Here is a 15,778-nt window from a genome sequence, read left to right on the forward strand (position 1 = left end):
AACAATTATTACTATTCTGTCAATAGTTTTAAAAAAAATTCACAGGATATGCCATTTTTACCTTTTTATACAGACATGTCTTTTCTTTTAAAGATCACGATTCCGGCAGCTATCATCACCAGTCCCGCAGCGTACAGGATCACGCACTGTACCAGCGCCCCTGTATCACCTGCAATGATTCCGCGCGGGTCGAACAGTGTCAGCGGTGTGATATATTTCAGGTTCTCAAATTTATCTCCCACCTGTGATATCATCTGGATCAATATGGAAGCGATCACAATTCCCGCCCCTGTCCCGTATGACAGCCTTGATTCATTAAACAGGCAGGAGGCCAGGAAACAAACACCTCCAAAGAACAGGTGCATTCCAAATAAAGCCACGTTTACGAGCAAAAACTTGCCCATATCCAATTCCCCCGGAAACATGATCTGGGATACCACGATGATCAGAACCGCCACATATGCGATCAGTACAAAGATCCCTGCCGCCATGGCCAGCGCCTGTGTCACCGCTATCTTAGTTCTTTTATTTGGCGTAGCCAGCAGATATGCCATAGAACCCTGATCTACATATCTGGCCACCAGACGGTTGGCGAGTATGATGATGAATACCCCCGGAAAAGCCACAAGCAGTATGCCATATAGATACCCCACCACAAACTCCAGCAGTGTTGTTCCCACATTGAGCATCCCTGCTGCCGCAAAAATCTCCGGCATACTCTCTGCCATAGACTTCAGCCCGTCGCCCATTCCCGGACCGTACATGGCTACAATCATGGCAGAGTACATAGTCAGCACTCCCATGAAAATAATCAGAAGAATATAATTTGCCCTGATCTCCCTTTTAAATAATGTTCCGCTAATCATTGCTGCCACCTCCATAAAAATGCATGAACAGCTCTTCCAGGCTGGCAGTATGTACATCCATATCCACCACTGTAAACTGTGAGGCCTGCTTTAACAGCCCGTCCATACTTCCTTTTACCTTTGCTGTAACTGTCTTCTTTTTGACCAGGGCACCCGGCACCAGAGCGGCCAGCCTGGCAGCGCTGTCCTCAGAATCCAGCCTGAATTCCACTGTCTTGCTCTTGCCTGAGCGCAGCTTCTCTATGTCCTCCACAGCCATCAGCCTGCCGTCTTTTATAATGGCAGCCCTGTCGCATGTCCTCTCCACTTCCTCAAATATGTGGGATGACATGAGTATAGTCTTGCCTCTCTGCTTTTCCTCCATTATAAGCTCTATGAACTTGTTCTGCATCAGAGGGTCAAGGCCGCTTGTGGGCTCATCCAGTATGAGTATATCCGGGTCCTGCATAAACGCGCAGACAATACCTATCTTCTGCTTCATTCCCTTGGACATCTTCTTGATCTTGCCGGATGCATTCAGCTCAAACATCTTTTTCAGCTCCTCCATCCTCTTCAGATCCTTAAGCCCCTTCATATTGGCCACAAAACGTATAAAACTGTCCCCCGTCATGCTGTCTATAAATGCGATCTCCCCAGGCAGATATCCCAGATTCTTCTGGATATCCTTTGCTTCAGAAAAGCAGTCCATCCCCGAAATCGTAAGGCTTCCCTTATCAGGCTTTGTAAATCCCATCAGCTGGCGGATGGTCGTTGTCTTTCCCGCACCGTTTGGCCCCAGAAACCCCAGTATCTCGCCCTTTCTCACATTGAAGCTCACATCAAAGACACCCTTCTGGTTTCCATAGTCCTTTGTGATGTCATGTATCTCTATTACATTCATGTAAATATTCCTCCTTATACATCATGGTGCGCAGCATCTCCATCCACTCTTCAAACTCCTTCATCATCTGCTCCAGATCCAGTGCATCCTCCTTCATCCTCTTAGAATGAATATAGCCGTCTGACATCCAGTTCATCATCTGATAGACCTTTTGGGCACTGACTCCATCCTTGAATTTCGAACAGTCAATACCTGCAAAATAACTTTCAGCGGCATTATCTGTAAGCTCCGTATTCATGCTGTTTAACTGTGAACTCACTGCCTCTTCCTTTGAGTAAAAGCAGCGCACGCAGAAATCCAGGATATGGGGATTCTTTTTTAAGATTCTCACCTTACACAATGCCCCATATCTAATCCGCTCAAACAGGTCCGTGATCTTCCAGAAATCCTTATCCAGAATCTGACTTTTCATAACATTTGCCGTATAATCATAGAGATACAAATACAGATCCCTTTTATTGTGGAAATAATAAAACAGACTGCCCTTGGAAATGCCTGCCCTGGCAGCAATATCATCTGTATTTGCCTGCTTATACTCATTTTTAGAAAAAACTTCCATAGCTGCATTGATGATACACGTCTGCTTTTCAACAGGCAGCTCATGAAACTTCTCGTACATATTTCCTTCCTTTCTGCCAGGATGACAAGTGCACATCATGATCCTGATATTAGTACCAAAATATCACATTGACTATTTTTTACAACCCCCAATAATAAAAATATTCTGCTGACGCCTTTTCACAAATACAGCCGGCTGTTGGGCCGGCCGCATGTGCATGCAGATCATCTCATGAACAGTCTTAAAACTTCTTTAATCCTGCTTATAATCCGTTATATCCTGGCATGTGAGGAGAATATTCTTTTTATTTTTCCAATTTATATAAGAAGCGCCGGTTAGGGTCCATACCCTCAGTATGGGGTTATATATTTCAATAGGCTCCCTCTCATTTGCTTTCAGCCGCCTGGCGGGACATCGCTCACATGGCTCATCCCTTTTAAAATAAGCCTTATAGCACTTCATGCCCTCTCTTGCCTCAGGCACTATGGCGTGTGTCTTTGCATTGATATATTCCAGGCTGTATGTATCACTGTCGATGGCATATATCCAGAGATCCTGGCCATCAAGTATATTTTCCAGATCTGCGGCCGTGCTCTCCGCCCTGTCCTGGGCTCTTTTCTTGAGCAGGTAGACTGACAGCAGCTTTGATATAAATGTAAGGGCGCTGATCTGTTCCTGTGTCCACAGACGCCTTACCAAACAGTCGTCAAACCCTACAAATCCTTTAAATACCCCCATATCACGTATTGCACACTGAAGCATGGACTTTACTCCCTGCTTCATAAAAAAATCTCTTTGTTCCTTCACAAGCAGGTTCACATCAGGACAGTAAAATATGCTGTCCTCATTAAACAGTGACTTATAAGCCATGCCAAGATCTTTATATTTCACATGCTGAAGAATCTCCTTTTGTACGGAAATCCCCTCATTGCACCACTCATATGTATTATCACAATATGCCCCGTCACAGGAATCTTCAAACACATAGGCACGGCTGACCCCAAATTCCTTTCCTGTAAGCTCCAGAATATCGGAGATGGCCTCATCCATACCGTCAGAATCATATATTATTTTCAGCACCCTCTCGATCAGAACAGTATCCAGTCCATTCGTCTGATCATTTGAGTCTATCCGGGTGCTTGTATTCAGCATTCTTGACCTTGCCCCATACGTATTGGTAAGGGCTGATTTCCCGTATACCGTAAAGCAGTTCTTTCCCCTGGACTTGGCATCATACAGGGCAATATCGCTGTTGTTGAACAGCACCTCAAACTTTTCCCCGTCCTGGGGGCAGAACACAATGCCTACGCTGCATGACGGATAGAACGGCAGTACATTTTCACTGAACATGGTGGAAAAGGCCTTAACGATCCTCTCAGCCATCAGAACAGCCTCTCTGTCATCCTTAATATCCCTCATAAATATAAGGAATTCATCTCCGCCTATTCTGGATATGATATCCCTGCTGCTGAACAGTTCTCCCAGGACAGAAGAAATCTCCTGAAGCACAGCATCTCCAAACATATGCCCATAATTATCATTTATATTTTTAAAATCATCCACATCCAGAATAAACATGGCTGATCTGTCCCTCTCACCGCGCCGTTTCAGATATCTCTCTATCTTATCCCTGGCTGTCCTTTTATTATAAAGCCCTGTAAGCTCATCCCTCTCTGCTTTATTCTTAAGCTCCTGGGATGCTCTCTTTTCCTTGTCAATATCACTTAGCACGCCGACAGCCTTAAACGGCCTGCCGGTCCCGTCAAACTGTGCCGTAGCTCTTATCCTGCACCACCTGTACCGGCCATTCCCGTCAGCTATCCTCAGCTCCGTCTCCTTATAATGAACACCCTTTTCCAGTTCGCTCATAAACCCGACCAGTTCAGATACATCCTTGGGATGGACATGAGAAGTTTTTCTCAGCCTTTTCTTCACATCGTTTTTTATAGGCTCATATCCGAATTTTTCCCGCCAGTTGGAAGAATAGCTTAGCTGGTTCTTCAGGATATCCCACTCAAATATAATATCATTTGTCTGGTCCATAATAATCTTATGGCGCTCCAGGGTCAGCCGCAGCTGTTCCTGCTCCTGCTTAGACTTTGTAATATCCAGCAGAGCCCCGTACAGATACTCCAGTCCGTCCTCACCCGTGATGATGCGTCCTTTTCCCAGGATCCAGACCCTTCTGCCGTCTTTTGTCACCACCCTGTATTCCAGTTCCAGAGAAGTTCCCAGCTTCAGCTGAGATTCTATCTGGCGCCTCAGGTCCTCTCTGTCAGGCATATATATAAGGTCTATAAATCTGTTATCAAACTTCTCCCTGATCTCCGCTTTTGTATAACCCAGCAGCTCTGAGAGCCCGTCACTCACCTCCGGGAGGGTAAACCACTGGTTATACCTGAATTTCTGAATGCAGATCAATACACTGCGCAGTATCACATCATTATAAAACTGCCTCTCAACCTGTGAGGAAGTTAATTCCTCCCCGCTCTCACGTTTCCATATCAGCAGGATCTTCCTCCTTCTGGGGTTGTCCGTATCTGCACGGAGCAGTGTATTCCTGCACCAGAAATACACTCCCAGGTTCTTATCATACACGCGGTACCTCTCGCTTTTCTTCATCAGTCCGTTGTCAAAAAAGTCCTGTATATATTTGTCCGTGATCCTCATAGCTGTCTGCCTGTCCTCAGGATGCACAGATTCACAGGCAAAAGTCCTCACTGCATCTTCAAAACTATATCCATTCTTTAACGGTGCAAAGCTGTCATCCGCCAGATATACAAGATGGTAGAGGCCTGTAGTCAGGTCCAGCTCCATAACTGTATCTTCTGCATATCTGAGCATGGCAAAATATTTCATCTGCCCCATCTGAAGCGTGTCCATCTCCGGTATCTCAGGAATGGCCGGCTGCTGTTTCGGACCCACGCCTTCGCCTTTATGCATGTTGCCGTCAGCGTACTCCTTAGAGAGCAATGCAAACTTTTCCCTGACATTCTTCAGGCACTCCAGAAGTTTGGGCGAAAATACACCGCACTCTCCATTCAGGATCATATTAAACGCCTGCTGGGGAGGGATCGCTTTCTTATATACCCGGTTGGTAGTGAGGGCATCATAGCAGTCAGCCACCCCCACCACCTGTGCACAGACAGGTATATTATTGCCCTTCAGCCCGTCAGGATAGCCCCGCCCATCCCAGCGCTCGTGGTGATACCTGCAGATATTATAGGCATACTGCAGATACTCCTTATCACTCACCCTGTCCAGCCCTGCAAGCATCTCACAGCCTTTTACAGCGTGGGTCTTCATTATCTCAAATTCATCCCGGGTCAGCCTGCCCGGCTTATTCAGTATAGAATCAGGAATGGCTATCTTCCCTATATCATGCATGGAGGATGCGCTCACAATAATCTCGATCTTCCGCTTATCAAGGCCAAATTCCGGGTAGCACTGAGCCACATTTTCCAGAAGCAGCTTTGTAAACATCCTGATTCTCTGTATATGCTGCCCTGTCTCCACACTCCTGTACTCTATAATGGACGACAGGGCATCGATCATGACTGCATTCGACTCCCTCAGTTTAGCAGCCTGCTCTTCTATAAGCTCCTGCTGGTTTAACTTGCGCAGGTTCAGCTCAATGATATTCTGGACCCTTCTCCTGACCACAAAAGGCTCAAAGGGCTTCAGAATGATCTCCGATGCCCCCATATCAAAAATCTTAACTTCATTCTGGGCCGAATCCTCCGCTGTAATGATAATAACAGGAAATTCCTGAAGGAAACCGCGTTTGTCAACTTCTTCCATGACCTGATATCCATCCATGACCGGCATAACAAGATCCAGCAGCACGGTTGCTATCTTTCCATGGTACTGCCCCAGAAAGACAAGAGCCTGCTCCCCGTTTTCCGCTTCCAGGATATTATATTCTTTCTCAAATACATTTCTCAGTATTGCCCTGTTTATTTCTACATCATCTACTATCAGGATCGTATCTCTTTTTGTCATTGTTTTCTCCCCGTACTGTTGATCAACGGTACTGTCTCTGTTCCTCTTATCATATCATGTTTTACATAAAAAACTATATTTTTTTCATCATTGCCGCAATTTCCCGGCCGTAATCATCTACAGCCTCACTCCCCTGGCCAGAATCACACTTGCCACGATCCCGGCCAGAGTGGCCGCAAGTGCGCCTGTAAGTGTATACCTGGTTTTCTTTACCTTTGCAGTCATGAAATAAACAGACATGGTATAAAATATGGTCTCCGTACACCCCATCATAATAGATGTCATAGTACCAATAAGGGAATCCGGCCCGTACTCCTTAAATATATCCAGCACCAGCCCCGTAGCAGCGCTGGAAGAAAACATTCTCACAATGGTAACCGGCACCAGCTGGGAGGGGAAACCGGCACGGTTCAGGAACATTCCCAGGACATTGGATACCATATCCAGAAAACCTGACGCCCGAAGTATCCCCACACCAACCATCAGCCCAATCAATGTTGGCATGATCTTGATGACAGTCTGGAAGCCATCCACCGCTCCTTTAATAAAGGTCTCATAGATATTCCGCTTCTGCAAAAGGCCGTATCCAATAACGTACAGCAAAATAAAGGGGATTATGTAAGTGGATAAAAATATTAGAAAATCCATCAGCTGCATCCCGCATCTTTCTTTTTTACAGCATATTCATCAATTAGGAAGAATATGCTGCCTGGCCATCCTTCCCGGCCTCTACCCACAGAAAAAGGGGTATCCGCCCCGGCTTTTCTGTTTTCCCGAAAAACCGGCGGATACCCCTCTGCTCTATTTGTAACTGTTCAGTACTTTCACAGTTACCTTATCTGTCCCACTTCTCACAAAGTGAGATTATCTGGTCGGCAAACTTGCCAAGATCCTTATTTGCTCCGCCCTCATTATGGCGTATGACTGACATCAGCCTCTCTCCTGCAGACAAAAGCCTGCCAAAAGGCGTATTCAGCCGTACCTTCAGAGAAAGTTCAGCCTGCTCTTCAGTCTTCCTTACAAGTACAGGCTTCCCTTCTTCTATGCATTTGTTCTCAGCCAGATCGTATATTGTACCGCTGTAGGGCGCCATTACATCAAGCCCCAGCTCTGTCCTCAGCCTTGCGGCAAACAGATCACACACTGTATCTTCTCCGTGTGTTACAAATACTTTATCCGGCTTCTTCTCAAATGCAGATATCCACTTAATCAGTCCATTATTATCAGCATGACCGCTGATCCCATTCAGCTTCATTATTCTGGCTTTTACGCCGATCTCCTCACCGAACAGCTTTACCTTTGACGCTCCCTCAGCTATTGATCTTCCCAGTGTCCCATAGGCCTGGTAACCAACGAACAGAATTGTGGATTCTTCTCTCCACAAGTTGTGTTTCAGATGGTGTTTGATCCTGCCAGCCTCACACATGCCGCTGGCCGAAATAATAACCTTGGGCTTCTCGTCAAAATTGATCTCCTTTGATTCTTCACTTGTAATAGTTGTCTTCAGACCCCTGAATGTAATTGGGTTGATTCCCTGATTGATGAGATCCAGAGCCTCTTTATCAAAATCATCCCACATGTGTTCCATGAAAATACTTGTCGCCTCTATAGCCAGCGGACTATCCACATAAACTTCAAAATCAGGAATCGTCTTAACCATGTTGTCTGCCTTTATTTTACGTATGAAGTACAGCAGCTCCTGCGTCCTGCCTACTGCAAAGGACGGTATCACCAGATTTCCTCCCTTACCCAGGGTGGATTCGATGATCTCTGCGAGTTCTCCCACATAATCGGGGATCTCGCCATGGCTCCTGTCACCATAGGTTGATTCCATCACCACATAATCTGCTGTGCTGAGATATTGGGGATCCCTTATAAGGGGCTGTCTTTCATTCCCAATATCTCCGGAAAATACAATCTTCTTCGTGCATTCTCCTTCTGTTATCCAGATCTCTATTGATGATGAACCAAGCAGATGCCCTGCATCTACAAATCTTACTTCCAATCCGTCGGTGATGCAGATTTTCTCGTTGTACGGATTTCCCTTAAAACAGGAAATGATCCCATCCGCATCCTGCATGTCGTAGAGGGGTACATATTCGGGCTTGCCTGCCCTCTGTCCCTTCCTGTTCCTCCACTCTGCCTCAAACATCTGAATGTGTGCACTGTCACGAAGCATAATCTGACATAGATCTGCCGTACCCGCTGTCGAATACACAATCCCTCTGAAGCCCCTTTTATACAGCAAAGGCAGCCTGCCTGAGTGATCAATATGTGCATGTGTCAGCAGTACTAAATCTATTTCTCCGGCCGATACCGGAATGTCCTGATTCTCAAACTCATCAGGACCCTGTTCCATTCCACAATCAATTAAAATTTTCTTATGACAAGCTTCCAGATAATAACAGCTGCCTGTCACCTCATGCGTTGCCCCCAAAAAAGTCAGTCTCATAAATTCTGCCGCTCCTTTCGCCCAATAATACAATAAGTTATTCTCATAATATTATATTATACGCTCATTTCCCTTCATTCGATAGGAAATTTTTTCCCTGGAGCAATCACACTTTTATTTATTCATGTTTTTCTTATATACTTGCCTGTCTATGTTGTTGTCTCTAAATCAGTCCATCCTTGATTTCAGATAACCTGATGCACAAATACCGTAAACTTTGCCGGTCATTACCAGCTGATGATATGGATCTGACGCCGATATATCCATAAGTGTCTGCGCTGACGTCTTTTTACAAGATGGAACTACGAAGTACTGCTTAAAATGTGCTGTCTCTGGATTGTTCTTACTAAAAATGTCCATCGTCTTTTCAAAGAACAGCTTATCCCAGTTTTCTTTTGCACCTCCGTTAGGTACTGACATTACCCGCAGGCCTCCGATCTCTTCTTCAAAATCACTCAGTATCTTCTGCCCGCACTCTTCCAGTTTAACGTTTCCCAATAACAAAGTTCCAAGAATAAATTGTTCACAGTCTTTTTCGCTATGTCTTCTGCAGATATCATAGTCATTATAAAGGCAGCATTTCATTGCACAATGATGGTTTTCCCCATCTACACACATGCTGCATTTCATCTCTTTTGTAAAACTCTTCACTGCAAACATGGATTCCAAGTTTTTAGTTCCTTTTTCTGCCGGTCCGTAATACATGACAAGAGAAGCATTTTCTCCCTTTCCGTAGCAGGACACCTTAACTTTGAAACCACTGGACTCTGTACTGAACGTCTCTCCCTCGCCCAGCTCATAAATTTTTACCGCACCTTCGCGTTTCAGTACCGCTTCAGGCTCCTTTATAAGCTCTATGGCTTGGTCACAATGTTCTTCATCTGAAAGGCCTTTTACCAGTTTTGCCCTGACATCCTCATCACACTTTGGCAGCAGCACTTTTTCTGCCTTTGTCTTTTTCAGAAGTTTTAATGCTTTTTCCAGATAATGCGGTTCAAAATCCGCAATAACGAGCATATCAAGCACTTCCGGAAGCCCATTGACCACTTCCACGGATTCATCAATATCATTTCCCTCATCTGCTTTCATAGCGGCTGCTCCGCTCAGATAGCAAAACTGGAACTTTTCATCCTTTTCCGTGTCTACTATGCTTCCTGTGTTTACGATTCCGTCATTGGTATTTTCAAATAAAAACCGATAATAATTTGCCTTCATAATTTTCTCCCCTTTTAACTGCCAATAAAATGCAAAGAAAACCTGCCATGTCCTACCCTGCAGACAAGGGCCTAATTCATCTGCAGACATTCCGCACCCCGAAGTCAAGGTCAAAAGAACCAGACTTTGACTCACTACTCGCGAAAATTAACATCGCAGGTTATTGTTTTTATTCGACAGCTTCTGTAATTCATTAGTTTTCTATAGTTTATAAGTTACTCACCGTCTTCAGCGCGCAGCGCAAAATATGTAATGTAAGTCTGCTGTCAGCGTTTCCAACAGTGCTGAAACATATAATACCCTTCTCCATTGTCACTTCCCTCCCCATCCTGTTCCATTTATATTGTTAAGATATAAGATAGTTGAATCAACACAAGTGGTGAGCAAGTAGCAGATTCAATAGTTATGTTTTAATAATTTTTTTGGAACGTGGATGTTGGAGGGAAGGGACTTGCACTGGTTAACCTATCCAGATACCATTAGTTCGACTTGTTGAAGATTCATAAACTCCATTAGCAGATGCACTATGGCTACCTACAACCCGATAATAATATCCCTTGGATACAGTAAGATAGTAACCACCACTAACTTTATAATCATTACTATTGGTATAAGTATGTTGAGAAACTGACTCCCAGTTGCCATTTACCAAGCGCTCAACAAAAAGTGTGACTTGTATACTACTAGACAACCGATAGCAATTTGTCTCTCCTGATATAAAGAGCACTCCATTCCCACAATTCTGAAGATATGATGATCCGTTTGATAAATATGTACCTCTAGTTAAATGCTGTGCTATAGCCTCTGCTGATGTATCCGTTGTTAATAATGAACCATCGATGGTATCTCCAACCTGATATTCTCCTCCACTAGCATTTACATCCAGTGTCAGAGACACTACACATAGCATCAGGCACAAAATCAAGCTGACCCATGTCTTCCCATTTTTCATGATTACCCTCCTTCCTCTTTTGTATTTTACATTACATTATATAAAACGGTTCAAATCTAATTTTGTGACGCAATTTATTTAAAATAAATATGTTAAAAGCTAATATATTGTATCATCTTATCAAACTCATTCCTATCCATTATTGAAGATATTGAGTAATGAGTATTATTATATACCATTTGCGCTATATAACTCTTTTCTCCTGTTTCAGGATTTTCTATCACACTAACCTCGACCGTAGTAAAACCAATATTGATATCGTATGAATCTATTTTTTTCCCATCAAACGTTCTTGCATTTGCCTGTGATTCATCACCTTTATACATAAATACATTTGTAATTGTATCGTTATACAAATAGTACATTTGAGCACTCCTAGTAACTGTACTCATAGAATAATTATCATAAACTAGCCCTTGTGGTTTGTATAGTAACTGTAATGGCTTAATATCTAAGTGTTTTTTTATATCATAAAAAACCTCTAATTCATTATCCGTGGTCTTCAAGCTTTTATCATTGTCAATATTAATACTTAACCCCTCACTTACGATTGAATTCCATATACCTATTAGGTATTCTCTACTAGCATCACCTGTTATACTAGCTCCAAGAACTCCACCTAACACTACGATAATACACGCTACTTTTATCAATGGGCCTTGCCATTTTTTACGTCTATTTAGACGCCTTCCCAACGTAAGTGCCGCTCTATCCTCAGGCGATAACATCTGATATATCTCATCATCCGAGAGCCCTTCCGCTCCCGCTGCTTTTTTCATAATTTCCTGTTGTACCAATATATCTTCATCTTCTGCCGCATCTATCTCTGTCAGTTCTTCTTTTTGTCCCACACTTACCTCAGATGCTTCTTCGTCTTCCCAGTATCCCTGATTCTTCAGTGATGCAGTTATGCTGTCAAGCATGCCTGCAGGAGCTTCGATACCGTCCAGTTTCGGATCAGTTTCCAAAGCCTTCTCTATCTCTTCTGCATCTTCAATCATCTTGTCCCGTAGTTTGCTGTCGAAATTATCTTCCTCCAGCATCTCGTCTGAAATGAATATAGGCTCAATCTTAGAATTCTTCTTAGATTCACTCATCATTTTCCCCTTTTCATTTACCCTTAATTAAGTACCTTCTTGACTTTTTTTCATAAGAGTATAAGATGTAACTAGATAATCAAATACCCCGCTGCAAGCTGACAAGGTATCAAACTTTCAACGCTGCAGAGCAGCGGAGTATTTGACCCTCGCGGCAGTCGTCAAATGCACATGCAAGCATGTTTACCTGGCTCATTGCCCGCGGAAATTAATATTGGAGGATGAACATGAAACGAATAATCTTAACGGGCGGCGGAACCGCCGGCCATGTCACCCCGAACATCGCCTTAATCCCTACGCTGAAGGCGCACGGATATGATATTCATTATATCGGCTCTTTTGACGGAATCGAAAAAAAATTGATTGAAGAATTAGAAATCCCATATTATGGGATTGCCTCCGGAAAATTAAGACGTTATTTCGATCCCAAAAACTTCACTGACCCCTTCAAGGTTGTCAAAGGTTACAGTCAGGCAAAAAAGCTGATAAAAAAATTAAAGCCTGATGTGATCTTTTCCAAGGGCGGGTTTGTAACCGTCCCTGTAGTGCTGGCAGCCAAACACTGCCATGTTCCCGCTGTCATACATGAATCTGATATGACGCCTGGTCTCGCCAACAGGATATGTATCCCATCAGCAACCAAAGTCTGCTGTAATTTCCCTGAGACCCTCTCCCGCATTCCTGATGGAAAAGCAGTCCTTACCGGGTCTCCAATCCGCCGGGAACTCTTAAGCGGAAATAAACTGGAAGGCCTGAAACTATGCGGCTTTACAGCAAATAAACCTACACTGTTAGTTATTGGCGGCAGCCAGGGTTCAGCTGTCATAAATGACGCTATCCGCGGTGTGCTCCCTGAATTGCAGAAATCTTTCCAGGTCATACATCTATGCGGAAAGGGCAAAATTGACAATACGCTGAACTACCTGGACGGTTACGTACAGTTCGAATACATCCAAAATGAACTGGCCGATTTATTTGCTCTCGCTGATGTGTGCGTATCCAGAGCCGGTGCTAATGCAATCTGCGAACTTCTGGCTTTAAGAAAGCCCAACCTTTTGATCCCGCTGTCTGCTAATGCCAGCCGTGGTGATCAGATTCTTAATGCAGATTCCTTCAAACATCAAGGCTTCAGCGAAGTCCTCAGTGAGGAAGAGCTGACCCCTATCCTGCTTATGAATACTATAAACAAACTTTACAATGAGCGCAATACCTATATTGCCGCCATGGAAAAAAGTAATCAAGGCGATTCTATTGAAAAAATAGTTTCACTTCTTGATAAAGCATCCGGATCATCAAAATAGATCCCGGTATTCCTTTCCATATTTCTTACGGATATATTTTCTTGCACGATATAATCTGGCACGGAGCACCTGGTCTGTACAGCCCAATTGCTTCGTTGCTTCCTCGTGCGACAGTTCTTCAATGCATATAGCAACTATCACTTCGTACCATGTTACATTGGCTTTGTGAAGATCCTCCAAAATTCGAAAAGAAAGTTCCTTGCCCACCAGACGCTCGGGACATCTTTCCACACTATAGTCAAGAGCAATATTCTCTACATGTATAAGCGGACATTCTTTTCTTGACGTGATCTTCCTGTAATTATCTACGATTGCATTTTTCGCAGTCATGATCAACCACGGCTTGATCAGTTCGTCCTTTACCTTGTCCATGTGCAGATAGTAATTGAAGAATGTATGCTGACAGATTTCCTTAGCCAGCTCCATATCGCTGCTCTTGTCATAGACTAATTTCATAACCAACTTTTGATACCTCTCAAACACTTCAACAAATTTTTTGTTTCTCATCTTTAGTTTTCTCACTTTCTCTCCCCAGAATTATCTTTTGAATTTTTCTAGTATGAAGCTTTTATCTGCATCTGTCAACTGGCCCGGTTTCCAGGTTAGACCCACATTATCATTTTGATATCTTGGTATCAAATGAATGTGGAAATGAAAAACTGTCTGTCCTGCAGGCTCCCCGTTGTTCTGCAGAATGTTAAAACCATCGCAGTTCAGCGCGTCTGTCAATCGTGCGGCTATTTTTTTCGCCAGCACATAAGCTTTAGCCGTCATTTCTTCCGGCAGCTCATAAATGTTTGCATAATGGTCCTTTGGCAAAATCAGCGCATGACCTTTAGATGCGGGGCCAACATCGAGTATAACCCGAAAATCTTCGTCTTCATGAAGCGTTACAGACGGGATTTCCCCAGAAGCGATTTTGCAAAAAATGCAATTATCATTTTTCATGACCTTATCCTCCTTCTTAATTTGATAATACCTATAATGTAAAACTTTTGTAGAACGATGTCAATAAAATATGTTTGCTATTTTAAGTATTGGATGTTAGACTGTTGCTGGAGGTGTTTATTTTGCTGAAAGAAATCGATAAAAAACGAATTAAAAAAGTTATGAATGAAGATCCTGAACTGGATGAATTGATACATAAGATCCTGGATGACCACCAGATGGAGATCTCGCAGATATCCCATGAGATCAGAAATCCGGTCACTCTAATTAACAGTTCACTTCAGTTGATTGAAAAACAGCATCCGGAAGTCAGGGAATTTAACTTCTGGTCCCAGACCATGGATGATATGAGGAATCTGCGTGAATTATTAGATGATCTGTCCCATTATAACAATGGGATGCGTCTGAACAAGACCCGGGTGGATGTCAATTTCTTTCTCCATGATCTGGCCGCATCTGCCAAAGCATGGGGAGAGGAACAGAGCTGTCACATTCATGTCACTGTCGGGGAAGCCCTGCCTGATATATGCGCTGACCCGGTAAAATTAAGACAGAGCCTTACCAATCTTTTAAAAAATGCAATTGAATCATCCAGGGATAATACAGAAATATCTATACATGCCAAAGCTCTTTCCCTGACAGAAGACAGCGGCACGCAGCTGCTGGTGGAGATATGTGATAATGGAGATGGAATTCCTTCTGAATATCTCCCCTCCCTCTTTGAACCATTTGTCACTCATAAACAAAATGGCACAGGGCTGGGGCTGGCAGTCACTAAACGGATCATTGAGGCACACGGCGGATGCATAACTGTCCGCTCTGATGAAGGAAAAGGCACTTGTTTTTCTATCTTGATGCCTGTTTACAAAGGAGAAGATAAAAATGAATGAATTGCGTGATTTCATTAAATCGCGTTCTATTGTGAACCTTACTATTGTAGCTTTAAATATTCTTGTGTTCTTTATAATGGAGATTGGCGGCGATACGGAGAACGTAGGGTATATGCTCAGCCACGGTGCATGTTTTGTTCCCTATGTGCTGGAAAACGGTGAATATTACCGGCTGTTTACCTGCATGTTCATGCACTTTGGCATTCAGCACCTGATGGGCAACATGCTGGTACTGATGTTCCTGGGAGATACTCTGGAATGCGCTGTGGGCAAGGTCCGTTATCTGATCATCTACATTGTAGGAGGTCTGGCCGGAAATCTACTGTCTATGTACCATAGTATCCAGACTCAGGATTTTGCCGTGTCCGCCGGTGCATCCGGCGCAATTTTTGCCGTAGTCGGAGCTCTTATCTATGTGGTAGCTGTCAATAAAGGGCGTTTAGCTGATATTACAGGAAAGCGTCTTGTCCTTATGGCTGCTCTGACTCTTTTCCAGGGCCTGACCAGCATGGGTGTGGACAATTCTGCCCATATAGGAGGGCTGGCAGCCGGTCTGGTGCTTTCTGTCCTGCTTTACAGGCGCAAGAAGCCGCGCCCGCTGAATCCTGTTTTTTAA

At 43.8% G+C, this 15,778-nt stretch carries 14 protein-coding genes; 3 read left to right on the top strand and 11 right to left on the bottom strand.

What is annotated here, in order from left to right:
- Positions 1 to 65: 65 nt before the first annotated feature.
- From NSB28_RS22625 to NSB28_RS22665, 9 genes are all read right to left on the bottom strand, one after another.
- Entirely contained in the window at positions 66 to 866 is an 801-nt protein-coding gene (locus tag NSB28_RS22625; protein WP_109625980.1) for an ABC transporter permease subunit, read from the bottom strand.
- Complete coding sequence (locus tag NSB28_RS22630; RefSeq protein ID WP_109625981.1) at positions 859 to 1,746, bottom strand: ABC transporter ATP-binding protein; 888 nt, start codon at positions 1,744 to 1,746, stop codon at positions 859 to 861. Before NSB28_RS22630 ends, NSB28_RS22625 begins: the two co-directional genes overlap by 8 nt.
- Positions 1,724 to 2,365, bottom strand: a complete 642-nt coding sequence (locus tag NSB28_RS22635; protein WP_109625982.1) for a TetR/AcrR family transcriptional regulator — start codon at positions 2,363 to 2,365, stop codon at positions 1,724 to 1,726. The genes NSB28_RS22630 and NSB28_RS22635 overlap by 23 nt, the downstream gene beginning before the upstream one ends.
- Positions 2,366 to 2,557: 192 nt before the next feature.
- On the bottom strand, positions 2,558 to 6,307 hold the full coding sequence (locus NSB28_RS22640) for a diguanylate cyclase domain-containing protein (RefSeq protein ID WP_109625983.1): 3,750 nt from the start codon (positions 6,305 to 6,307) through the stop codon (positions 2,558 to 2,560).
- A gap of 117 nt (positions 6,308 to 6,424) precedes the next feature.
- Complete coding sequence (locus NSB28_RS22645) at positions 6,425 to 6,955, bottom strand: spore maturation protein (RefSeq protein WP_109626039.1); 531 nt, start codon at positions 6,953 to 6,955, stop codon at positions 6,425 to 6,427.
- Positions 6,956 to 7,142: 187 nt separating this feature from the next.
- The gene (locus NSB28_RS22650; protein ID WP_109625984.1) at positions 7,143 to 8,759 is read right to left on the bottom strand and encodes an MBL fold metallo-hydrolase RNA specificity domain-containing protein; all 1,617 of its coding nucleotides are present in this window, start codon (positions 8,757 to 8,759) and stop codon (positions 7,143 to 7,145) included.
- 168 nt (positions 8,760 to 8,927) lie between these two features.
- Positions 8,928 to 9,974, bottom strand: a complete 1,047-nt coding sequence (locus tag NSB28_RS22655; RefSeq protein WP_109625985.1) for a hypothetical protein — start codon at positions 9,972 to 9,974, stop codon at positions 8,928 to 8,930.
- Positions 9,975 to 10,434: 460 nt separating this feature from the next.
- Positions 10,435 to 10,926, bottom strand: a complete 492-nt coding sequence (locus NSB28_RS22660) for a DUF6147 family protein (RefSeq protein ID WP_109625986.1) — start codon at positions 10,924 to 10,926, stop codon at positions 10,435 to 10,437.
- 92 nt (positions 10,927 to 11,018) lie between these two features.
- Positions 11,019 to 12,023 (bottom strand): DUF4367 domain-containing protein, encoded by a 1,005-nt coding sequence (locus NSB28_RS22665; RefSeq protein WP_257497771.1) that lies wholly within the window; start codon positions 12,021 to 12,023, stop codon positions 11,019 to 11,021.
- A gap of 227 nt (positions 12,024 to 12,250) precedes the next feature.
- On the opposite strand from NSB28_RS22665, the gene NSB28_RS22670 reads away from it, so the two are divergent.
- Positions 12,251 to 13,324, top strand: a complete 1,074-nt coding sequence (locus NSB28_RS22670) for an undecaprenyldiphospho-muramoylpentapeptide beta-N-acetylglucosaminyltransferase (protein ID WP_109625988.1) — start codon at positions 12,251 to 12,253, stop codon at positions 13,322 to 13,324.
- Here the strand turns inward: NSB28_RS22670 and NSB28_RS22675 are convergent.
- Complete coding sequence (locus NSB28_RS22675) at positions 13,316 to 13,831, bottom strand: RNA polymerase sigma factor (RefSeq protein ID WP_148411999.1); 516 nt, start codon at positions 13,829 to 13,831, stop codon at positions 13,316 to 13,318. The two genes, NSB28_RS22670 and NSB28_RS22675, sit on opposite strands and share 9 nt — an antisense overlap.
- A gap of 30 nt (positions 13,832 to 13,861) precedes the next feature.
- Positions 13,862 to 14,272 (bottom strand): HIT family protein, encoded by a 411-nt coding sequence (locus NSB28_RS22680; protein WP_109625990.1) that lies wholly within the window; start codon positions 14,270 to 14,272, stop codon positions 13,862 to 13,864.
- Between the two features lie 122 nt (positions 14,273 to 14,394).
- On the opposite strand from NSB28_RS22680, the gene NSB28_RS22685 reads away from it, so the two are divergent.
- Complete coding sequence (locus tag NSB28_RS22685) at positions 14,395 to 15,162, top strand: sensor histidine kinase (protein ID WP_109625991.1); 768 nt, start codon at positions 14,395 to 14,397, stop codon at positions 15,160 to 15,162.
- Positions 15,155 to 15,778: a rhomboid family intramembrane serine protease gene (locus NSB28_RS22690; protein ID WP_109625992.1), complete on the top strand. Its 624-nt coding sequence runs from the start codon at positions 15,155 to 15,157 to the stop codon at positions 15,776 to 15,778. The genes NSB28_RS22685 and NSB28_RS22690 overlap by 8 nt, the downstream gene beginning before the upstream one ends.

The sequence above is a fragment of the Murimonas intestini genome, assembly GCF_024622195.1.
Classification (GTDB): Bacteria; Bacillota; Clostridia; order Lachnospirales; family Lachnospiraceae; genus Murimonas; species Murimonas intestini.